This window comes from Bradyrhizobium sp. TM233 (assembly GCF_036247965.1).
GTDB classification, from domain to species: domain Bacteria; phylum Pseudomonadota; class Alphaproteobacteria; order Rhizobiales; family Xanthobacteraceae; genus Bradyrhizobium; species Bradyrhizobium ottawaense.
This window is the reverse complement of the sequence record NZ_BTIG01000003.1, coordinates 22,884-42,107: the sequence shown is the minus strand read 5'-3', so window position 1 is coordinate 42,107 and position 19,224 is coordinate 22,884. Positions and strand designations below refer to the sequence as shown.

Below are 19,224 nucleotides of genomic sequence, written 5' to 3'. Positions count from 1 at the left end.
CTGGCGCAAAGAGAAGAGGACGAGGTGCATCAATGATTCAGATGCAGACCAACCTCGACGTGGCCGACAATTCTGGCGCACGCCGTGTCATGTGTATCAAGGTGCTCGGGGGCTCCAAGCGCCGCTACGCCACGATCGGCGACATCATCGTCGTTTCGATCAAGGAAGCAATTCCGCGTGGCAAGGTGAAGAAGGGCGACGTGATGAAGGCCGTCGTGGTGCGCGTCCGCAAGGACATCCGCCGCGCCGACGGTTCGGTCATCCGCTTCGACCGCAACGCCGCCGTCCTGATCAACAACCAGTCCGAGCCGGTCGGCACCCGTATCTTCGGGCCCGTGCCGCGCGAGCTGCGCGCGAAGAACCACATGAAGATCATCTCGCTCGCGCCGGAGGTGCTGTGATGGCTGCCAAGATCCGCAAGGGCGACAAGGTCGTCGTGCTGACCGGCCGCGACAAGGGCCGCACCGGCGAAGTGTTCGAAGTGCGTCCCGACGCCGGCACGGCGCTGGTGCGCGGCATCAACATGGTCAAGCGTCACCAGAAGCAGACGCAGGCCCAGGAGGGCGGCATCATCTCGAAGGAGTCGCCGATCCAACTGTCCAACATCGCGTATGTCGGCAAGGATGGAAAGCCGACCCGCGTCGGATTCAAGATTCTGGCGGACGGCAAGAAGGTCCGCATCGCCAAGAGCTCGGGAGCTGAGATCGATGGCTGAGGCCGCTTACACGCCGCGCCTGCGCGCGGAATACGACGCGAAGATCCGCACGGCCATGACCGAGAAGTTCGGTTATGAGAACGTCATGCAGGTTCCGCGCCTGGACAAGGTCGTGCTGAACATGGGCGTTGGCGATTCCGTCAACGACCGCAAGAAGGCCGAGACCGCCGCTGCCGAGCTGACCCAGATCGCCGGCCAGAAGGCGATCGTGACCTATTCGCGTATCGCAATCGCGACCTTCAAGCTGCGTGAGAACCAGCCGATCGGCTGCAAGGTCACGCTGCGCAAGGCCCACATGTACGAGTTCATCGATCGCCTGGTGACGGTCGCGCTGCCGCGCGTCCGCGACTTCCGCGGCCTGAACCCGAAGAGCTTCGACGGCCGCGGCAACTACTCGCTCGGCATCAAGGAGCACATCATTTTCCCCGAGATCGACTTCGACAAGGTCACGGAAGCCCGCGGCATGGACATCACCGTCTGCACCACGGCCAAGACCGACGAAGAGGCGAGGGCCTTGTTGACCGCTTTCAATTTCCCGTTCCGGCAGTGAGACGCTGACCTAAAGCCTCTCAAACGCGGATACCCAGGAGCCAAGCATGGCAAAGAAGAGTTCAATCGAGAAGAACAACCGGCGCAAGCGGATGGTGAAGAACGCCGCCCCCAAGCGCGAGCGGTTGAAGGCGATCATCGCCGACAAGACGCTGCCGATGGAGGAGCGGTTCGCCGCCACCCTGAAGCTGGCGGAAATGCCGCGCAACTCGTCGGCAACCCGCATCCGCCTGCGTTGCGAGCTGTCGGGTCGTCCGCGCTCGAACTACCGCAAGAACAAGCTGTCCCGCATCGCGCTGCGCGAACTTGGCTCCAAGGGCATGGTCCCGGGCCTCGTGAAGTCCAGCTGGTAAGGAGGGTCGTTTAGATGTCTACGCACGATCCAATCAGCGATCTGATCACCCGTATCCGCAACGCGCAGATGCGCGCCAAGAGCAAGGTCTCCACGCCTGGTTCGAAGATGCGCGAGAACGTCCTCGAAGTGCTGAAGTCCGAGGGCTACATCCGCGGTTACGCCACGCTCGAGCATTCCTCGGGCCGCAGCGAGATCGAGATCGAGCTGAAGTATTTCGACGGCGAGCCCGTCATCCGCGAGATCGAACGTGTCTCCAAGCCCGGGCGTCGCGTTTACGCCTCGGTGAAGAACCTGCCGCGGGTCAACAACGGGCTCGGCATTTCGGTGTTGTCGACGCCGAAGGGAATCATGGCCGACCACAGTGCGCGTGAAGCGAACGTGGGCGGTGAAGTTCTCTTCACGGTGTTCTGAGAAGGATTTTTGATCCATGTCACGAGTTGGCAAAAGGCCTGTTCCGGTTCCGTCGGGTGTGACCGCGACCGTCGATGGGCAGATCGTCAAGATGAAGGGGCCGAAGGGCCAGCTTCAGTTCGTCGTCCATGACGACGTCGAGGTGAAGCTCGAGAACGGCCAGGTCAAGGTGAACCCGCGGGTCGAGACCAACCGCGCGCGGGCGCTGTACGGTACCGCTCGCGCCCAGGTCGCGAATCTGGTCGAAGGCGTTACCAAGGGCTTCGAGAAGAAGCTCGAGATCACCGGCGTCGGTTACCGCGCCGCGATGCAGGGCAAGAACCTGCAGCTCGCGCTCGGGTACAGCCACGACGTGGTCTATGCGATCCCGGAGGGGATCACGATCACGGTGCCGAAGCCGACCGAGATCACGGTAACCGGCAGCGACATCCAGCGCGTCGGCCAGGTCGCCGCCGAGATTCGCTCCTATCGTCCGCCGGAGCCCTACAAGGGCAAGGGCGTGAAGTATGTTGGCGAATTCATCTTCCGCAAGGAAGGCAAGAAGAAGTAACGGAGCCGGTCATGTCGAAAGCCAAGGTTACGAATGCCCGGCGCAAGCGCAGTGTACGGCTGAAGCTGCGCCGCTCCGGTGGCGGCCGTCCGCGCCTGTCGGTGTTCCGCTCGTCCAAGCACATCTACGCCCAGGTCATCGACGACCTGAAGGGCGAGACGCTGGCCTCTGCCTCCTCGCTCGAGAAGTCGATGCGCGACGGCGGCAAGACCGGCGCCGACATCGATGCGGCGAAGGCGGTCGGCAAGCTGCTGGCCGAGCGCGCCGCCGAGAAGGGCGTCAAGGAAGTCGTGTTCGATCGCGGCAGCTACCTCTATCACGGGCGCGTCAAGGCTCTTGCCGATGCAGCGCGTGAGAGCGGGCTGAGCTTCTAACAGAATTTGAGGATTGAGGCGCAAGCCTCTGAAGGATTGGAAAAATGGCAGAACGCGAACAACGTGGTGGACGCGATCAACGCGGCGGCGGCGGACGTGAACGCAGGGAGCGCGAGGAGCGCGACAGCGAGTTCGTCGACAAGCTCGTCCACATCAACCGCGTGGCCAAGGTCGTCAAGGGCGGCAAGCGCTTCGGTTTTGCAGCCCTGGTCGTGATCGGCGACCAGAAGGGCCGCGCCGGCTTCGGTCACGGCAAGGCGCGCGAAGTGCCGGAGGCGATCCGCAAGGCCACCGAGTCCGCCAAGCGCAATCTGACCCGCGTCTCGCTGCGCGAGGGCCGCACGCTCCATCACGACATCGCCGGCCGTCATGGCGCGGGCCGTGTCTACCTGCGTGCAGCTCCGGCCGGTACCGGCATCATCGCCGGCGGCCCGATGCGCGCCGTGTTCGAGACGCTCGGCGTCCAGGACGTGGTCGCCAAGTCGATCGGCTCGTCGAACCCCTACAACATGGTTCGCGCGACCTTCGACGCGCTGAAACATCAGGATTCGCCGCGTTCGGTCGCAGCCCGCCGCAACATCAAGGTGTCCACTCTGCAGTCGCGCCGTATCGGTGGCGATGCCGAGGCGGCTGCCGACTAACGGAAGCTTTCGGAGTAGACTCCCATGGCCAAGAGTGCCGTTACGACCGCAAAGACGATCAAGCTCGAGCAGACGGGCAGCGCGATCCGCCGCCATCACTCGCAGCGCTCGACGCTGATCGGGCTCAAGCTCAACAAGATCGGCCGCACCAGTGAACTGCCGGATACTCCGGCTGTCCGCGGCATGATCGAGAAGGTTCACCATCTCGTCCGCATCGTCGACGAGAAGTAAATAAGGAGAAGGGCGATGAAGCTCAGCGATATCGCCGACAACGCCGGCTCGCGCAAGAAGCGTATGCGCGTCGGCCGTGGCATCGGTTCGGGCAAGGGCAAGCAGTCCGGCCGCGGCGGCAAGGGTCAAACTGCGCGTTCGGGCGTGCGCATCAAGGGTTTCGAAGGCGGCCAGATGCCGATGCATCGCCGTCTGCCCAAGCGCGGCTTCAACAACATCTTCCGCGTCGAGTTCGCCGAGATCAATCTCGACCGGCTCCAGGAAGCGGTCGATGCCAAGAAGATCGACGCCGGCAGCGTCGTGAACGTCGAGGCCCTGGTGAAGGGCGGCGTGCTGCGCCGGCCTAAGGGTGGCCTGCGGCTGCTCGGCCGCGGTGAGCTCAAGTCCAAGCTCAACATCGAAGTCCACGGCGCCACCAAGACCGCGATCGCCGCGGTCGAGAAGGCCGGCGGCTCGGTCAAGATCCTCGCCCCTGCCAAGGAAGAAGGCGAGGCGGCGTAACAACTGCGTCATTGGCCCGCGGCTCGCGGGCCTTTACGCGTGCGGGACGTGGACTTATCGAAGCCGAGCCCCAGATAATGTCCGGTGTCCGGTATAATGTAGCCCGGCCGCGGGCATGACGGCGCAATAGGCGGCGGGAGAAAGTCCAAGATGGCCTCTGCAGCGGAACAACTGGCAGCCAATCTCAATTTCGGTGCGTTTGCCAAGGCTGACGAACTGAAGAAGCGCATCTGGTTCACCCTGGGGGCGCTGCTCGTTTATCGGCTCGGGACCTACATCCCGCTCCCCGGCATCGATCCCAATATCTGGGAGCAGGTGTTCCGTTCCCAGGCGGGCGGCATCCTCGGCATGTTCAACATGTTCGCCGGCGGCGGCATCCACCGCATGGCGATCTTCGCGCTGAACATCATGCCGTATATCTCGGCCTCGATCATCATCCAGCTCCTCACCACCGTCTCGCCGCAACTCGAGGCGCTGAAGAAGGAAGGCGAGTCCGGCCGCAAGCTGCTGAACCAGTACACCCGCTATCTCACCGTGATCCTGGCCGCGTTCCAGTCCTACGGCATCGCGGTGGGCCTCGAGGGCGCCGGCAACGTCGTCAGCGACCCCGGCCTGTTCTTCCGCCTGTCCACGGCGATCACGCTGACCGGCGGCACCATGTTCCTGATGTGGCTGGGCGAGCAGATCACCTCGCGCGGCATCGGCAACGGCATCTCGCTGATCATTCTCGCCGGCATCGTCGCCGAGCTGCCCGCCGCGCTCGCCAACATGCTCGAGCTCGGCCGTCAGGGCGCGATGTCGACCGGCCTGATCCTGGTCGTCATCATCATGGCGGTCGCCGTGATTGCCTTCATCGTGTTCATGGAGCGCGCGCAGCGTCGCCTCCTGATCCAGTATCCGAAGCGCCAGGTCGGCAACAAGATGTTCGAGGGCCAGTCCTCGCATCTGCCGCTCAAGCTCAACACCTCCGGCGTGATTCCGCCGATCTTCGCGTCGTCGCTGCTGCTGCTGCCGACCACGGTGGCGAACTTCAACGCGGGCAGTGGGCCGGAATGGTTCCAGTGGATCACCACCCAGCTCGGCCATGGCCGTCCGCTGTTCCTGATCATGTATCTGGCGCTGATCGTGTTCTTCGCCTTCTTCTACACCGCGATCGTGTTCAACCCGACCGAGACCGCAGACAATCTGAAGAAGCACGGCGGCTTCATTCCGGGCATCCGTCCCGGCGAACGCACCGCGGAATACATTGACTACGTGCTCTCGCGCATCACTGTGCTCGGCGCGGTCTATCTGGCGATCGTCTGCCTGATCCCGGAAATCCTGATCTCCTACGCCTCGGTGCCGTTCTACTTCGGCGGTACCTCGCTGCTGATCGTGGTCAGCGTCACCATGGATACGGTGGCGCAGGTACAGGGCTATCTGCTGGCGCATCAGTATGAAGGCCTGATCCGCAAGTCGAAGCTGCGCGGCCGCCGTAGATGAGCAGGGAGCTCGCGCGCCGGATCGCTTTCACGATTGGCGCGCTGCTCCTTTTCAGGCTTGGCACCTAGGTCCCGTTCGTCGGGATGGGGGCGCCGAGCCCGTCGTTCTCAGGCGAACATGTGGTTCGCTTTTCGATCTTCGCGCTCGGTATCCTTCCCTATCTGACGGCCGCGATCGTGGTCCGGCTTGTCTCGCTGGTATCGCGGCGCTTGAGCTCACTCGAGAGGTCGGGCGAGCGCGGCCGGCGCAGGATCTCCGGCTACACGCTGATCGTGACCCTGGTCTTCACCACCTTCCAGGCCTACGGCTACGCCTCGACCATCCGGACAATTCCGGCGCTGGTCCCCGATCCCGACGCATGGCCCGTGCTCGCGGCCACGGCCTCGATCGTGGGTGGCGTGTTCGTCCTGGTCTGGCTCAGCGAACAGATCACCCGCCACGGCATCGGCAATGGTCTGGCGCTGCTGCTCAGCGTCAATATTCTCGTTCATGTCCCGGTCGACATCGCCGGCATCGCACGCCTTCTGCAGGACGGCCAGGTATCGGGCAGTGTCGTGCTGTTCCACGCGCTGGTCTGGATCGGGGTCGTCGCCCTGATCGTCTTCGTCGAAGGTGCGCGACGCAATGTCCGTGTCGAGTTCGCCGAGCGCAGACTTGGAGGCAGATTTGGAGGCAGACTTGGAGATCGCCTGCTGCCCGCGCGAGCAGCGGTTCTCCCGATCAAGATCAACAGCGCAGGTTTTCTGGTGCCGGCCACCGTGGCGCCGTGGATCCTGTTTCTGCCGGTGGCTGGTTTGGCCTACATCTTTGGTGCCGATACGCCGTGGGTCGCAGCCGCCTACCGGCAACTTGGGTTTGGCATGCTGGCCCATTTGGTCCTTGGATCGGTTGCGATCTTTGTGCTGGCCTTCATCTACACCGCCTACGTCGTCGATCCCGAGCACGCGGCCAAATCCCTGGCCGCGCGCGACGGCACGATTCCCGGTGTCGCGCCGGGCGAGGCGACCGCCGACTATCTCGACCGCGTCGTGTCATTGACGACAGTCGTCGGAGCCGTCTACCTGACTGTGTTGCAGTTGATTCCGGAGGTCTTCGAGCTTTACGGGATCGGGCTGCCTTATAGTATGATGATCAATGGCGGTGGGGCGCTGGTTGTGGTTTGCACCGCTCTTGATATCAAAACACAGGTGCGCGACGTATCGCTCACCAATCCGGGGGGCGTACGCCGATGAGAATTATACTTCTGGGACCGCCGGGGTCGGGCAAGGGGACCCAGGCGCAGTTGCTGGTGCAACGCTATGGCATCGTCCAGCTCTCGACCGGCGAGATGCTGCGTGCCGCGGTCGCGGCCGGTACGCCGGTCGGGCTGAAGGCCAAGGAGATTATGGCCAGCGGTGCTCTCGTGCCCGACGAGGTCGTGGTCGGAATCATCTCCGATCGAATCGACCAGCCGGATGCCCGCAACGGCTTCATCCTCGACGGTTTCCCGCGCACCGTGCCGCAGGCCGAGGCACTGGACGAGCTGCTCAAGCACAAGCACCTCAAGCTCGACGCCGTGATCGAGCTCCGCGTCAACGAGAGCGCGCTCCTGAACCGTGTCGAGACCCGCGTCGCCCAGATGCGTGAGCGCGGGGAGGAGGTCCGACTCGACGACACCCCGGAGGTCCTGGCCAAGCGGTTAGCCAACTACCGCAACCAGACGGAACCGCTGATTCACTATTATTCCGAGCGGCGCAAGCTCTCGACCATCGACGGCATGATGGCCATCGACGAGGTCACCCGCGCCATCCACCGCCAGCTCCTGGCGCTGGGGGCGGTCGAACCCAAGACCCATACCAAGAGCGCGGCCAAGGCTGCGCCGGCTAAAAAGACCAAGGCGGCGAAGAAAACGGCCAAAAAACCGGCGAAAGCAGCCAAAAAGGCCGCCAAATCGGCCAAGACCGCCAAACAGGCGGCCAGGAAAGCCGTTAAGAAAGCCGTCAAAGGTGCGAAGAAGGCGACCAGGAAAGCGGCCAGAAAGGCAGCCAAAACGACCGCCAAGAGGGCTGTCAAGAAGGGTGCCAAAAAGGCCGCAAAAAAGGTCACGAAAAAGCGAGCTAAGCGCTAGCAGCGGTTGACGAAAGCCCCCTGAATCCCCTAATAAGCCCCGCATCCAAGTCGGATAGTTTCAAACGATGCCGGGCCCCAGGAAGACCAGGGGTGGGCGTCGTGTTCGCGTTTGTGAACACCTGCCCGAGAAACCAAGCACTTAAAGACCGGTTCCTGACGAGGGATCGGCAACAGGAGAGAAGGCCGTGGCCCGTATTGCCGGCGTGAACATCCCGACCAACAAGCGCGTGCTGATCGCGCTCCAGTACATCCACGGCATCGGCCAGAAGATCGCCGGTGAGATCCTGGAGAAGGTGAAGATCCCCGTGGATCGTCGCGTCAATCAGCTGAGCGACGCCGAAGTGCTGCAGATCCGCGAAGTGATCGACCGCGACTATCTCGTCGAGGGCGACCTGCGTCGTGAGGTCGGCATCAACATCAAGCGTCTGATGGACCTCGGCTGCTATCGCGGCCTGCGTCATCGTCGCGGCCTGCCGGTGCGCGGCCAGCGCACCCATACCAATGCGCGCACGCGCAAGGGTCCGGCCAAGGCCATCGCCGGCAAGAAGAAGTAAGTTTTCGAATCCAAATCGCGGCGTGTGGCGAACAGGGATGACCCGTTCGCCACGCGCCTTTCGTTCCACAGGTGTAGCCGCTGGCATTACGGCGGCGTTTGAGATCTTCAGGAAAGGTAATCTATGGGCAAGGAAGCCACCCGCGTTCGTCGTCGTGAGCGCAAGAACATCGCCTCCGGCGTCGCGCACGTGAACTCGTCGTTCAACAACACGACCATCACCATCACCGACGCGCAGGGCAACACGATTGCCTGGTCTTCCGCCGGCACGATGGGCTTCAAGGGCTCGCGCAAGTCGACCCCGTACGCCGCGCAGGTTGCCGCCGAGGACGTGTCCAAGAAGGCCCAGGAGCACGGCATGCGCACGCTGGAAGTCGAAGTCGCAGGTCCCGGTTCGGGCCGCGAATCGGCGCTCCGCGCGCTTCAGGCCGCAGGCTTCACGGTGACCTCGATCCGTGACGTGACCACGATCCCGCACAACGGTTGCCGTCCCCGCAAGCGTCGGCGCGTTTGATTAAGAGGTTGCGGGCGCATCGGCGCCCGCAATGACTTTTGTAAGAAGCCGCAGGTGCGACCTGCGGCCTTTCTCCAACGCCAGTGTCTGCAACGGCAGTTCGACTGGCCTGTATGGGTGAAACAGTGACGATCCAGAAAAATTGGCAAGAACTGATTCGGCCGAACAAGCTCCAGATTCAGCCCGGCAGCGATCCCTCGCGTTTCGCGACCATCGTCGCCGAGCCGCTCGAGCGCGGCTTCGGCCAGACGCTCGGCAACGCGCTGCGCCGCATCCTGCTCTCCTCGCTCCAGGGCGCGGCGGTGCAGTCGGTGCACATCGACGGCGTGCTCCACGAGTTCTCCTCGATCGCGGGCGTCCGTGAGGACGTCACCGACATCGTGCTCAACATCAAGGACATCTCGATCAAGATGCAGGGCGAAGGCCCCAAGCGCATGGTCGTGAAGAAGCAGGGCCCGGGCGTCGTCACCGCCGGCGACATCCAGACCGTCGGCGACGTCGTCGTGCTCAACCCGGACCTCCAGATCTGCACGCTCGACGAGGGCGCCGAGATCCGCATGGAGTTCACGGTCGCCACCGGCAAGGGCTACGTGCCCGCCGAGCGCAACCGTCCCGAGGATGCGCCGATCGGCCTGATTCCGGTCGACAGCCTGTACTCGCCGGTTCGCAAGGTCTCCTACAAGGTCGAGAACACCCGCGAGGGCCAGATCCTCGACTACGACAAGCTGACCATGACGATCGAGACCAACGGCGCGCTGACGCCGGATGATTCCGTGGCCTATGCCGCGCGCATCCTCCAGGACCAGCTCAACGTGTTCGTCAACTTCGAAGAGCCGCGCAAGGAAGTCGCCCAGGAGATCATCCCGGACCTCGCCTTCAACCCGGCCTTCCTCAAGAAGGTGGACGAGCTCGAACTGTCGGTGCGTTCGGCCAACTGCTTGAAGAACGACAACATCGTCTACATCGGCGACCTCGTGCAGAAGAGCGAAGCGGAAATGCTCCGCACTCCGAACTTCGGCCGCAAGTCCCTGAACGAGATCAAGGAAGTGCTGGCCCAGATGGGTCTGCATCTCGGCATGGAAGTGCCGGGCTGGCCGCCGGAGAACATCGACGAGCTCGCCAAGCGCTTCGAGGATCACTACTGAGAATTCGTCGTTCCGGGCCGGCTCGCAGAGCCGAACCCGGAACCTCGAGATTCCGGATCGCCGCTTCGCGCTGTCCGGAACGACACCATGGGCGAACGCAGGCAGCCCACCTGAGCAACATGTCCGACGAACCGTCGCGGCAGTTTTTACGTAAGGAATAGTCACATGCGTCACGGCAAGGTTCATCGGAAGCTCAACCGCACTGCCGAGCATCGCCGCGCGATGTTCGCCAATATGTGCGCCGCGCTGATCAAGCACGAGCAGATCGTCACCACGCTGCCGAAGGCGAAGGAACTCCGTCCGATCGTCGAGAAGCTCGTCACCCTCGGCAAGAAGGGCGGGCTGGCCATGCGCCGCCAGGCCATCTCCGAGATGCGCGACAAGGACCAGGTCAAGAAGCTGTTCGACGTGCTGGCGGCTCGCTACAAGGACCGCCAGGGCGGCTACACCCGCATCATCAAGGCCGGCTTCCGCTATGGCGACAACGCCGCCATGGCCGTGATTGAGTTCGTCGATCGCGACGTCGACGCCAAGGGCCAGGATTCCGGTCCGGTGCAGGAGAAGGAAGCCGAGGCGGCGTAAGCCGATCGGTCCTTGAGTTTTCGAAAGCGGCGCCCTTGGGCGCCGCTTTTTTGTATGGCGCGGCGACATCTCATGCCGCGCACCGATTTGTTGAACGCGATTCTGGCCCGGGGGCTGCAATGAGGATTGTGTTTGGGGTTGCGCTGGCGCTTGCGATGTCGCCGGCCTCGGGCGAAACGCTGGTCGAGCGCGGCGCCTATCTCGTCAACAGCGTGATGGTCTGCCACAACTGCCACACGCCGCGCGGACCGCAAGGGCTCGATCTCTCGCGCGCACTCTCGGGCGGCAGCCAGATCTTCGACGCGCCGGCGTTCAAGGTCTCCGGCTCCAACATCACGCCGGACAAGGACACCGGCATCGGCAGCTGGCGTGAAGCCGAGCTGAAGCGGTTTCTCGTCAGCGGCATCAGGCCGAACGGAACCAGGGTCGCGCCGATCATGCCGACCGCGTTCTACACGGTGCTGACGAGCCGCGATCTCGACGCGCTCGCGGCATACCTGGGCTCCGTGCCGCCGGTGCGCCATGAAACACCGGCGCCGGAATACAAGACCGCGCTGAAGCCGGAGATGCCGACCTATGCCGGCCAGCAGGCAACCGATGCGGAGCTGACCGACAAGCTCGCGCGCGGCCGTTATCTCCTGACCATCGCCCATTGCCTGGAATGCCACACGCCTGAAGGCCCCTCGGCCGTGCACGATTTCGCGTCAGCAAGCGGCAAGGGCGGCCGGACCTTCAGGGGACCTTGGGGCGATTCCGTCTCTCCCAACATCACCGCAGATCCCACCGCAGGCCTCGGGCATTGGAGCGACGACGAAATCAAACGTGCGATTACGCAAGGCATCGCGCGTGACGGCCACAAGCTCAAGCCGCCGATGGCCTATGCTGCCTATGCCAGCATGACGGCACAGGATCTCGATGCCCTCGTCGCGTTCGTCCGGACGCTGCCGCCGAAGAAATAGGTGCCGTAGGGTGGCCAAAGGCTCGCTCCTCGCGCGCCGTGCCCACCGCTCCATCTGTACACCGCCCTGGCGGGGTAGGCACGCTGCGCTTTGCCTACCCTACGATCCTTTCGGTGCGACGAAATCCTCACGCGTCGGTGAGCGTCGATTGCATCCTCCCGTGCACCGCACGATATGCGCTTCAACATCAGAGGAGATATCGCATGAACATCGACCTTTCCGGAAAGACCGCCCTCGTGACCGGCTCGACCGCCGGCATCGGCCACGCCATCGCCAGAGGCCTCGCAGCCTCCGGCGCGAGCGTCGTGATCAACGGGCGCGGCCAGGACAAGGTCGATGCGGCGGTGCGCAAGCTGGAAGGGACGGGCGCGAAGGTGCGCGGTATCGCCGCCGACGTCTCGACCGCAGCGGGCTGCAAGGCGCTCGTCGCGGCGCTTGGCGAGGTCGACATCCTCATCAACAACGCCGGTATCTTCGAGCCCAAGGATTTCTTCGAAATTCCGGACGAGGACTGGAGCCGCTTCTTCGAGGTCAACGTCATGAGCGGCGTGCGGCTGTCGCGCGCTTACCTGAAGGGCATGCTCAAGCGCAATTGGGGCCGCATCGTCTTCATCTCCTCGGAGTCCGGGCTCAACATTCCCGTCGAGATGATCCACTACGGCGTGAGCAAGACGGCCCAGCTCTCGGTCGCGCGCGGCCTCGCGCAGCTCACGCGCGGCACCGGCGTCACCGTCAATTCCGTGTTGCCGGGCCCGACCATGTCGGAGGGCGTCGAGACCTTTGTGAAGGATCTCGCAAAGCAGAACGGCCAGTCTGTGGACGAGGCCGCAGCCAATTTCGTCAAGCAGCATCGTCCGAGCTCGCTGCTGCAACGCTTCGCCAGTGTCGACGAGATCGCCAACATGGTGGTCTATGTTGCGTCGAAGCAGGCGTCCGCGACCAATGGTGCGGCGCTACGGGCCGAGGGCGGCATCGTCAATACCATCGCCTAGGTGAGGCGGTAGGGTGGGTTAGCCCTGCAGATGCGCGAAGCGCATCTGCTCGGCGTAACCCACCACTGGTACTATTCGCGGACGCAGAAGAGGTGGGTTACGCCGCGCTAACCCACCCTACGAGACCTTCGCCTACCACCCCTCGAGCACGATCTTGCCGCGCGACTTGCCGCTCTCCAGCAGCGCATGCGCGCGCTTGAGGTTGGCGGCGTTGATCGTACCGAAAGTCTGGTCGAGCGTGGTGCGCAGCACGCCCTTGTCGATGAGGTCGGCGACGTCGTTCAGCAGATGATGCTGCGCGATCATGTCTGATGTCTGGAACGAGGAGCGCGTGAACATCGATTCCCAATGCACCGAGATCGCCTTGCCCTTGAACGTGCTCATGGTGAATTCCGGGGGATCGTCGATCAGGCCGAACCGACCCTGCGGCGCCATGAACTCGGCGATCGCCTTGTAGTGCTGATCGGTGAAGGTGAGGCTCGCCACCAGGGCTACCGGCGGCAGTTTCAGTTTTTCGATCTGCTCCTTCATCGGCTTGCCGTGGTCGATCACCGCATGCGCGCCGAGATCGAGACACCATTTTTGCGAGTCCGGCCGCGTCGCGGTCGCAACCACCGTCAATCCGGTGAGGCGGCGGGCGAGCTGGATCAGGATCGAACCGACGCCGCCGGCGCCGCCCGTGATCAGCAGCGTGCGCGGATCGACGCTCTTGCCGGGCACCGCGCCGAGCCGGTCGAACAGCAATTCCCAGGCGGTGATGGAGGTGAGGGGAAGAGCGGCGGCCTGCGCAAATGACAGGCTCTTCGGTTTGTTGCCGACGATGCGCTCGTCGACCAGGTGGAATTCGGAGTTGGTGCCCTGGCGCAGGATCGAGCCGGCGTAGAACACTTCGTCCCCCGGCTTGAACAGCGTGACCTCGGGCCCGACGGCATCGACCACGCCGGCCGCGTCATAACCCAGGATCTTGGTCTCGCCCTCGGGCGGCGCGGCGCGCTTGCGCACCTTGTAATCGACCGGATTGGCCGAGATCGCCTTCACGGCGACGCGGATGTCGCGCCCCTTGGGCTCGGGCTTTGCGGTCTCGAAATCGATCAGCGAATCCGCGTCCTCGATCGGAAGCGATTTCTTGTAGCCGACGGCTTTCATGGCTTGTCTCCATCAGATGGCGCGCAGCTTGGCATGGGCGCGCCTGGCCTGCTAACTGTCCCGCTAGCTCCAATTTGGCAAGTACTGTAAATTTGGGGATATAGTCCCTGTTTGGATACTATTGGGAAAACAAGCATGAAACGGAGCAATTTTGCCCGGCGCCCGGGCTGCTCGGTCGAAGCGACGCTGGATCTGATCGACGGCAAGTGGAAGGGCGTGATCCTCTATCACCTGCAGAGCGGCACCCAGCGCTTCGGCGAATTGCGCCGCCGGATGCCCGGCATCACCCAGCGCATGCTGACCAAGCAGCTTCGCGCGCTGGAGGAGGACAAGCTCGTCATCCGCAAGGTCTATGCCGAGGTGCCGCCGCGCGTCGAGTATTGCCTCTCCGAGCTCGGCGAGAGCCTCAAACCGGTGATCGATATCCTGAAGGCCTGGGGCGAGAGCCATCAGCAGCGTCAGTCCTGCGCACCGGCGCCGGCTGTGGTGAAGAAGCCGAAGCGCGCGGCGTAAATTGTAGAGAAGTTGGCGCTGCATTTTCGGTGTCGTCCCGGCCTAGTGCGCAATTGCGCACGGGGGGCCGGGACCCATAACCCCAGGGAGGAGTTATAGCGCGAGCTGGTAACTCCGAGTCTTCGCCAAGCTACTCCCTGTGGTTATGGGTCCCGGGTTCGCGCTCGCGCGCGCCCCGGGACGACGTCCATGGCCTCAGAACGCGAACTGCGTGCGCATCGCGACCGCATCGAACTTCGAGCCGACATCTGCGGTCGCGACCGGCGAGGCTTGCCTCGACACCGTGCCATGCAGATAGTCGAGCATGAAGCGGACGTTGCCGTTGACGTACCAGTTGAGCGCCAGCGTGTAGACGGTTTGCCGGCCGCCGGCGATGCCGGTCGCTGTGCCCAACTGATTGTTGAGGTCGACCGTCGAGAAGCGCCCCGCGATCTCCCACGCACCCCAGCCACCGCCTTCGAGCGAGAACGGATGCGCCGGCTTGACGCCGCTATAGGCTGCGTTCGCCGCGTTGTAGCTGCGGCCTTCGCCCGTCAGCACGTAGCCGGCCTGCGCGTAGCCACCCTGGAATTTCAGGCTGGGTGCGCCGACCAGCGGCACGCCGGTGTTGGCGGTCCGGTCGACATTGTACCAGAAATATTCGCCCTGAACGATGAGCGGACCGTAGGTTGCGGCCGCTTCGACACTATAGACTTGCGCGCCCGAGACATTCGCAATTGCGCCGGTCGAGATCAGCGTGGTCGGGTCGAGACGCAATTCCGGACGATCGCTGAGCGTGACGGTTTGCGTGTTGGCGATGAGATTGCGCGGCGGCTGGATCAGCCACTGGGCGTCGGCACCGATATGCACCGAGTAGTCCTTGCCGCTGATGGGGTTGCCGGCAACGCGCGCCACAGCGCCATATTGCTCGCTCGTGCCCGCCGGCGCCGCGCTCGAAGCCGAGTGGATTGCGCCGGTCGACGGCCCCGTGACATAGCCGCCGATCCAGAGCTGGTCGTTGTACCAGCGCGTACCGGCTGCGGAGCGGAAGTCGCCGGCAGCGATGTTGGTGGCGATGATGCCGGCCGAGGCGCGCTCCATGAACATGATCTCGTTGGAGCTCGTGGCCTCATCGAGCGTGTAGGGCACGTCCATGATGCCGGCTTCGATCGCCATCTTGCCGCCGAACGGCTTCAAGCCGGTGTAGCTGAGATAAGCGTTTTCGACGCCGGAGACGCCGCCGCCCGGCAGTGATCCAGGGGCCGTGCCGCCAAAACCGTCGGACGAGCCGCCGAAATCGTAGACTAGTGCGAAGTTCCAATCATTGAAGAATTTGCCGGTGACGCCGATGCGCGCGCGGCGGACGTTCTGGCCGCTGTCGAGCTTCTGCGGCACGGTCGCTGCCGTGTTGGGACGATAGTCATAGCCGCCGACATCCCAGTGCAGACGGCTGGTGATGGCGACGCAATTGGCCTGGTCGGCGGTGCAGATGGTCGGCCGGTTGTTCGGCATGGTCACGACCACGCCGGATGCAGGCGCCGGCCCCTTGACGGGGATCGCCGCGTTCGCGTTGGCCACCACCGCCTTCGCCTCCGAACGCGCTTCGGCTTTGGCCTCGGCCTTTGCTTCGGCTTTGGCTTTTGCCGTGGCCGCCGCGTTCGCGGCGGTCTGGCTCTGGAGCTTGTCGAGCTTCTGCTCCAGCATCTTCAACTGTTGTTTGAGCAGTGCGATCTCCTGTTCGCTGCTGCTTGCTGATTGGGCCTGGGCCTGCGAGGCCGCCAACGCGCCGGCGAGGCCAATCGCCGTGGCTGCAATCCTTGTCCTGCTCACGTCATGACTCCATCGTTTGACCAGTTTCCCCAAGTCGCAGGCGGTGAGGCTAGGAACGATTGATGACTGCCCCGCGACGACGCGCGTCGATTGCGTGGTTCCCACTGATGCAAATTCGCCGCAACCGAATCCACCGTGAGCAAGGATGCAAGATGATGCGCGTCATGCCAATCCACGAGGCGAGACAAATCGCCGTTTCGCACGCTTGGCTTGCAGGCCGCAGACGTCGGACGGAGGCCGAATATTGCCGCCCGGCGCCCTTCTATTGGGGAACGAACGCGCCTATATTCCGGCGTCTTTTCCAAGAGGTAGGAATGTTTCGATCGATCCGGACCGCCGTCGTCACGGCATTGTGCATAGGCTTTTCCGCCCACTTCAACCCGGCTGCGGCGCAGGACCGTCGGGTCCCGTCGTCGCCGGCCGAGCTGCGGCTGTCCTATGCGCCGATCGTGCAGCGGGTGCAGCCGGCCGTGGTCAACGTCTATGCCGCCAAGGTGGTGCAGAACCGCAACCCGCTGCTGGACGATCCGATCTTCCGCCGCTTCTTCGGCGTGCCGGGCCAGCAGCCCGAGCAGATGCAGCGCTCGCTCGGCTCCGGCGTCATCGTCGATGCGTCCGGCCTCGTCGTCACCAACGTCCACGTCATCGAGGGCGCGGATCAGGTGAAGGTGTCGCTGTCGGACAAGCGCGAGTTCGAAGCGGAGATCCTGCTGAAGGATACGCGCACCGATCTTGCCGTGCTGCGCCTGAAGGACACCAAGGAGAAATTCCCGACCCTCGATTTCACCAATTCCGACGAATTGCTGGTCGGCGACGTCGTGCTCGCGATCGGCAATCCCTTCGGCGTCGGCCAGACCGTGACTCACGGCATCATCTCGGCGCTGGCGCGCACGCAGGTCGGCATCACCGATTATCAGTTCTTCATCCAGACCGATGCGGCGATCAATCCCGGCAATTCCGGCGGCGCGCTGGTCGACATGAGCGGCAAGCTCGCGGGCATCAACACCGCGATCTATTCGCGCTCCGGCGGCTCGCAAGGCATCGGCTTTGCAATTCCTGCCAACATGGTGCGTGTCGTCGTTGCCTCCGCCAAGAGCGGCGGCAAAGCGGTGAAGCGGCCGTGGCTCGGGGCAAGATTGCAGGCGGTGACGCCCGAGATCGCCGAAAGTCTCGGCCTGCGCTCGCCGACCGGCGCACTGGTCGCGAGCGTGGTGTCGAACGGCCCCGCCGCGAAGGCGGGCCTGAAGTCGTCCGATCTCATCACCGGGATCGATGGCCAGACCGTGGATGATCCCAATGCCTTCGACTATCGCTTCGCCACCCGTCCGCTCGGCGGCAGCGCGCAGATCGACGTGCAGCGCAGCGGCAAGCCGCTCAAGCTGACGGTGGCGCTGGAGACCGCGCCCGACACGGGCCGTAACGAGCTCGTCGTCACCGCGCGATCGCCGTTCCAGGGCGCCAAGGTTTCGACCATCACGCCGGCGGTGGCCGACGAGCTGCATCTGGATGCAGATACCGAGGGTGTCGTGATCACCGATCTCGGCGGCGACAGTGCGGCCGCGAATGTCGGCTTCCAGAAGGGCGACATCATCCTGGCGGTCAACAACCAGAAGATCAGCAAGACCGGCGACCTCGAGAAGGCGGCCGGAGAGCGCCCGCGGATCTGGCGCATCACGCTGGTGCGCGGCGGCCAGCAGATCAACGTCACGCTGGGCGGATGAGTCCGAAGCGACCACAGACGCCAACGCTCTTTGCCGCGGCGGGGCTCGACCACGAGGCCCCGCATCCGCTGCCGGACCGGCTGCGCCCGCGCGCGCTGTCGGAGGTCGTCGGCCAGGACCACATCCTCGGTCCCGACGGCGCGCTGACGCGCATGCTGGAGACGCGCACGCTCGGCTCGCTGGTGTTCTGGGGCCCGCCCGGCACCGGCAAGACCACGGTGGCGCGGCTGCTGGCGGATGCGACAGATTTGCATTTCGAGCAGATCTCCGCGGTGTTCTCCGGCGTCGCCGATCTGAAGAAGGCGTTCGACGCCGCGCGCGCCCGCCGCGAGATGGGCAAGGGCACGCTTCTGTTCGTCGATGAGGTGCACAGATTCAACCGTGCCCAGCAAGATTCGTTTCTGCCCGTGATGGAAGACGGCACGGTGGTGATGGTCGGCGCTACCACCGAGAACCCGTCCTTCGAGCTCAACGCGGCGCTTTTGTCGCGCGCGCGCGTGTTGGTGTTTCGCTCGCTCGATGCGGCCGCGATCGAAAAGCTGTTCGCGCATGCCGAGGCGGTCGAGGGCCGCAAGCTGCCGCTCGATGCGGAGGCGCGCGCGGTGCTGGTGCGCATGGCCGATGGCGACGGAAGGGCGTCGCTGACGCTCGCCGAGGAGGTCTGGCGTTCGGCGCGGGCGGACGAGATCTTCAATGCCGCCCAGTTACAGGATATCCTGCAGCGCCGCGCCCCGATCTACGACAAATCGGCCGACGGCCATTACAATCTGATCTCTGCGCTGCATAAGTCGGTGCGAGGCTCCGATCCCGATGCCGCGCTGTATTATCTCTGCCGCATGCTCGATGCCGGCGAGGACCCGCTGTTCCTGGCCCGCCGCGTCGTGCGCATGGCGGTGGAGGACATCGGCCTTGCCGATCCGCAGGCGCTCGTCATCGCCAATGCTGCGAAAGATGCCTTCGACTTTCTTGGTCATCCCGAGGGCGAGCTCGCCATCGCGCAGGCCGTCGTCTATCTTGCCACCGCGCCGAAATCGAACGCGGTCTACACCGCCTTCAAGGCTGCGATGCAGACGGCAAAGCAGGCCGGCTCGCTGCTGCCGCCAAAACACATCCTCAATTCGCCGACCAAGCTGATGAAGTCGGAAGGCTACGGCGCGGCCTACGAATACGACCACGACACCCCCGACGCCTTCTCCGGGCAGGACTACTTCCCGGAAGCCCTCGGCCGCCAGACCTTCTACGACCCGCCCGAGCGCGGCTTCGAGCGCGAGATCCGCAAGCGGCTGGACTACTGGGCCAAGCTGCGCAAGGAGCGGGGCGGCTCGCGCTAGAAACGGCCATTTCGCCGTGACGGGAGCCGGCTTTTAGGGTA

Annotated in this window: 24 protein-coding genes; 22 read left to right on the top strand and 2 right to left on the bottom strand. The window is 64.0% G+C overall.

Annotation, left to right across the window (positions count from 1 at the left end):
• Positions 1-32 precede the first annotated feature (32 nt).
• From rplN to AABA86_RS07160, 19 genes are all read left to right on the top strand, one after another.
• Positions 33-401: a 50S ribosomal protein L14 gene (gene rplN / locus AABA86_RS07250; protein ID WP_007603030.1), complete on the top strand. Its 369-nt coding sequence runs from the start codon at positions 33-35 to the stop codon at positions 399-401.
• On the top strand, positions 401-715 hold the full coding sequence (gene rplX, locus AABA86_RS07245) for a 50S ribosomal protein L24 (RefSeq protein ID WP_007603031.1): 315 nt from the start codon (positions 401-403) through the stop codon (positions 713-715). Before rplN ends, rplX begins: the two co-directional genes overlap by 1 nt.
• Positions 708-1,265, top strand: coding sequence for a 50S ribosomal protein L5 (gene rplE / locus AABA86_RS07240; RefSeq protein ID WP_018322267.1), 558 nt, complete (start codon positions 708-710; stop codon positions 1,263-1,265). Before rplX ends, rplE begins: the two co-directional genes overlap by 8 nt.
• Positions 1,266-1,311: 46 nt before the next feature.
• On the top strand, positions 1,312-1,617 hold the full coding sequence (gene rpsN / locus AABA86_RS07235) for a 30S ribosomal protein S14 (RefSeq protein ID WP_212249000.1): 306 nt from the start codon (positions 1,312-1,314) through the stop codon (positions 1,615-1,617).
• A 14-nt stretch (positions 1,618-1,631) separates the two neighbouring features.
• A complete protein-coding gene (gene rpsH / locus AABA86_RS07230) occupies positions 1,632-2,030 on the top strand; it encodes a 30S ribosomal protein S8 (RefSeq protein ID WP_027535303.1) in 399 nt (132 codons plus the stop codon).
• A gap of 16 nt (positions 2,031-2,046) precedes the next feature.
• On the top strand, positions 2,047-2,580 hold the full coding sequence (gene rplF, locus AABA86_RS07225; RefSeq protein ID WP_212248999.1) for a 50S ribosomal protein L6: 534 nt from the start codon (positions 2,047-2,049) through the stop codon (positions 2,578-2,580).
• Between the two features lie 11 nt (positions 2,581-2,591).
• Entirely contained in the window at positions 2,592-2,954 is a 363-nt protein-coding gene (gene rplR / locus AABA86_RS07220; RefSeq protein ID WP_007603036.1) for a 50S ribosomal protein L18, read from the top strand.
• Between the two features lie 44 nt (positions 2,955-2,998).
• Positions 2,999-3,595, top strand: a complete 597-nt coding sequence (gene rpsE, locus AABA86_RS07215; protein WP_018322271.1) for a 30S ribosomal protein S5 — start codon at positions 2,999-3,001, stop codon at positions 3,593-3,595.
• A gap of 24 nt (positions 3,596-3,619) precedes the next feature.
• Positions 3,620-3,826, top strand: coding sequence for a 50S ribosomal protein L30 (gene rpmD, locus AABA86_RS07210; protein ID WP_212248998.1), 207 nt, complete (start codon positions 3,620-3,622; stop codon positions 3,824-3,826).
• A gap of 15 nt (positions 3,827-3,841) precedes the next feature.
• Positions 3,842-4,327 (top strand): 50S ribosomal protein L15, encoded by a 486-nt coding sequence (gene rplO, locus AABA86_RS07205; protein ID WP_028141003.1) that lies wholly within the window; start codon positions 3,842-3,844, stop codon positions 4,325-4,327.
• 150 nt (positions 4,328-4,477) lie between these two features.
• On the top strand, positions 4,478-5,809 hold the full coding sequence (gene secY, locus AABA86_RS07200; protein ID WP_028141002.1) for a preprotein translocase subunit SecY: 1,332 nt from the start codon (positions 4,478-4,480) through the stop codon (positions 5,807-5,809).
• A gap of 119 nt (positions 5,810-5,928) precedes the next feature.
• Complete coding sequence (locus AABA86_RS07195) at positions 5,929-7,041, top strand: preprotein translocase subunit SecY (RefSeq protein ID WP_338306309.1); 1,113 nt, start codon at positions 5,929-5,931, stop codon at positions 7,039-7,041.
• Positions 7,038-7,916 carry an adenylate kinase gene (locus AABA86_RS07190; RefSeq protein ID WP_338306308.1) on the top strand — a complete coding sequence of 293 codons (879 nt, stop codon included), beginning with the start codon at positions 7,038-7,040 and terminating at the stop codon, positions 7,914-7,916. Before AABA86_RS07195 ends, AABA86_RS07190 begins: the two co-directional genes overlap by 4 nt.
• Before the next feature lie 187 nt (positions 7,917-8,103).
• Positions 8,104-8,472 (top strand): 30S ribosomal protein S13, encoded by a 369-nt coding sequence (rpsM, locus tag AABA86_RS07185; RefSeq protein WP_008549231.1) that lies wholly within the window; start codon positions 8,104-8,106, stop codon positions 8,470-8,472.
• Between the two features lie 123 nt (positions 8,473-8,595).
• A complete protein-coding gene (gene rpsK / locus AABA86_RS07180; RefSeq protein ID WP_007603045.1) occupies positions 8,596-8,985 on the top strand; it encodes a 30S ribosomal protein S11 in 390 nt (129 codons plus the stop codon).
• 113 nt (positions 8,986-9,098) lie between these two features.
• Positions 9,099-10,130 carry a DNA-directed RNA polymerase subunit alpha gene (locus tag AABA86_RS07175; protein WP_212248995.1) on the top strand — a complete coding sequence of 344 codons (1,032 nt, stop codon included), beginning with the start codon at positions 9,099-9,101 and terminating at the stop codon, positions 10,128-10,130.
• 165 nt (positions 10,131-10,295) lie between these two features.
• Entirely contained in the window at positions 10,296-10,712 is a 417-nt protein-coding gene (rplQ, locus tag AABA86_RS07170) for a 50S ribosomal protein L17 (protein ID WP_094895374.1), read from the top strand.
• Between the two features lie 119 nt (positions 10,713-10,831).
• Complete coding sequence (locus AABA86_RS07165; protein WP_338306307.1) at positions 10,832-11,671, top strand: c-type cytochrome; 840 nt, start codon at positions 10,832-10,834, stop codon at positions 11,669-11,671.
• A gap of 203 nt (positions 11,672-11,874) precedes the next feature.
• Positions 11,875-12,663, top strand: a complete 789-nt coding sequence (locus AABA86_RS07160) for an SDR family NAD(P)-dependent oxidoreductase (RefSeq protein ID WP_212248993.1) — start codon at positions 11,875-11,877, stop codon at positions 12,661-12,663.
• A 132-nt stretch (positions 12,664-12,795) separates the two neighbouring features.
• On the opposite strand, the gene AABA86_RS07155 is transcribed toward AABA86_RS07160, so the two are convergent.
• Positions 12,796-13,809 (bottom strand): zinc-binding alcohol dehydrogenase family protein, encoded by a 1,014-nt coding sequence (locus AABA86_RS07155; RefSeq protein WP_338306306.1) that lies wholly within the window; start codon positions 13,807-13,809, stop codon positions 12,796-12,798.
• Positions 13,810-13,944: 135 nt separating this feature from the next.
• Here AABA86_RS07155 and AABA86_RS07150 point away from each other — a divergent pair, with 135 nt between their 5' ends.
• Positions 13,945-14,322 (top strand): winged helix-turn-helix transcriptional regulator, encoded by a 378-nt coding sequence (locus AABA86_RS07150; protein WP_212248991.1) that lies wholly within the window; start codon positions 13,945-13,947, stop codon positions 14,320-14,322.
• Positions 14,323-14,517: 195 nt separating this feature from the next.
• Here AABA86_RS07150 and AABA86_RS07145 read toward each other — a convergent pair whose 3' ends face one another.
• The gene (locus AABA86_RS07145) at positions 14,518-16,131 is read right to left on the bottom strand and encodes an OprO/OprP family phosphate-selective porin (RefSeq protein ID WP_338306305.1); all 1,614 of its coding nucleotides are present in this window, start codon (positions 16,129-16,131) and stop codon (positions 14,518-14,520) included.
• Positions 16,132-16,445: 314 nt separating this feature from the next.
• On the opposite strand from AABA86_RS07145, the gene AABA86_RS07140 reads away from it, so the two are divergent.
• Positions 16,446-17,852, top strand: a complete 1,407-nt coding sequence (locus AABA86_RS07140) for a DegQ family serine endoprotease (protein WP_338306304.1) — start codon at positions 16,446-16,448, stop codon at positions 17,850-17,852.
• Positions 17,849-19,183 carry a replication-associated recombination protein A gene (locus AABA86_RS07135; RefSeq protein ID WP_338306303.1) on the top strand — a complete coding sequence of 445 codons (1,335 nt, stop codon included), beginning with the start codon at positions 17,849-17,851 and terminating at the stop codon, positions 19,181-19,183. The genes AABA86_RS07140 and AABA86_RS07135 overlap by 4 nt, the downstream gene beginning before the upstream one ends.
• Positions 19,184-19,224 lie beyond the last annotated feature (41 nt).

Excerpts from the sequence above, each read along its gene's own strand:
- rplN (WP_007603030.1), top strand. The coding sequence starts at position 33 with ATGATTCAGATGCAGACCAACCTCGACGTGGCCGACAATTCTGGCGCA.
- rplX (WP_007603031.1), top strand. The coding sequence starts at position 401 with ATGGCTGCCAAGATCCGCAAGGGCGACAAGGTCGTCGTGCTGACCGGC.
- rplE (WP_018322267.1), top strand. The coding sequence starts at position 708 with ATGGCTGAGGCCGCTTACACGCCGCGCCTGCGCGCGGAATACGACGCG.
- rpsN (WP_212249000.1), top strand. The coding sequence starts at position 1,312 with ATGGCAAAGAAGAGTTCAATCGAGAAGAACAACCGGCGCAAGCGGATG.
- rpsH (WP_027535303.1), top strand. The coding sequence starts at position 1,632 with ATGTCTACGCACGATCCAATCAGCGATCTGATCACCCGTATCCGCAAC.
- rplF (WP_212248999.1), top strand. The coding sequence starts at position 2,047 with ATGTCACGAGTTGGCAAAAGGCCTGTTCCGGTTCCGTCGGGTGTGACC.
- rplR (WP_007603036.1), top strand. The coding sequence starts at position 2,592 with ATGTCGAAAGCCAAGGTTACGAATGCCCGGCGCAAGCGCAGTGTACGG.
- rpsE (WP_018322271.1), top strand. The coding sequence starts at position 2,999 with ATGGCAGAACGCGAACAACGTGGTGGACGCGATCAACGCGGCGGCGGC.
- rpmD (WP_212248998.1), top strand. The coding sequence starts at position 3,620 with ATGGCCAAGAGTGCCGTTACGACCGCAAAGACGATCAAGCTCGAGCAG.
- rplO (WP_028141003.1), top strand. The coding sequence starts at position 3,842 with ATGAAGCTCAGCGATATCGCCGACAACGCCGGCTCGCGCAAGAAGCGT.
- secY (WP_028141002.1), top strand. The coding sequence starts at position 4,478 with ATGGCCTCTGCAGCGGAACAACTGGCAGCCAATCTCAATTTCGGTGCG.
- AABA86_RS07190 (WP_338306308.1), top strand. The coding sequence starts at position 7,038 with ATGAGAATTATACTTCTGGGACCGCCGGGGTCGGGCAAGGGGACCCAG.
- rpsK (WP_007603045.1), top strand. The coding sequence starts at position 8,596 with ATGGGCAAGGAAGCCACCCGCGTTCGTCGTCGTGAGCGCAAGAACATC.
- AABA86_RS07175 (WP_212248995.1), top strand. The coding sequence starts at position 9,099 with ATGGGTGAAACAGTGACGATCCAGAAAAATTGGCAAGAACTGATTCGG.
- rplQ (WP_094895374.1), top strand. The coding sequence starts at position 10,296 with ATGCGTCACGGCAAGGTTCATCGGAAGCTCAACCGCACTGCCGAGCAT.
- AABA86_RS07165 (WP_338306307.1), top strand. The coding sequence starts at position 10,832 with ATGAGGATTGTGTTTGGGGTTGCGCTGGCGCTTGCGATGTCGCCGGCC.
- AABA86_RS07160 (WP_212248993.1), top strand. The coding sequence starts at position 11,875 with ATGAACATCGACCTTTCCGGAAAGACCGCCCTCGTGACCGGCTCGACC.
- AABA86_RS07155 (WP_338306306.1), bottom strand. The coding sequence starts at position 13,809 with ATGAAAGCCGTCGGCTACAAGAAATCGCTTCCGATCGAGGACGCGGAT.
- AABA86_RS07150 (WP_212248991.1), top strand. The coding sequence starts at position 13,945 with ATGAAACGGAGCAATTTTGCCCGGCGCCCGGGCTGCTCGGTCGAAGCG.
- AABA86_RS07140 (WP_338306304.1), top strand. The coding sequence starts at position 16,446 with ATGTTTCGATCGATCCGGACCGCCGTCGTCACGGCATTGTGCATAGGC.
- AABA86_RS07135 (WP_338306303.1), top strand. The coding sequence starts at position 17,849 with ATGAGTCCGAAGCGACCACAGACGCCAACGCTCTTTGCCGCGGCGGGG.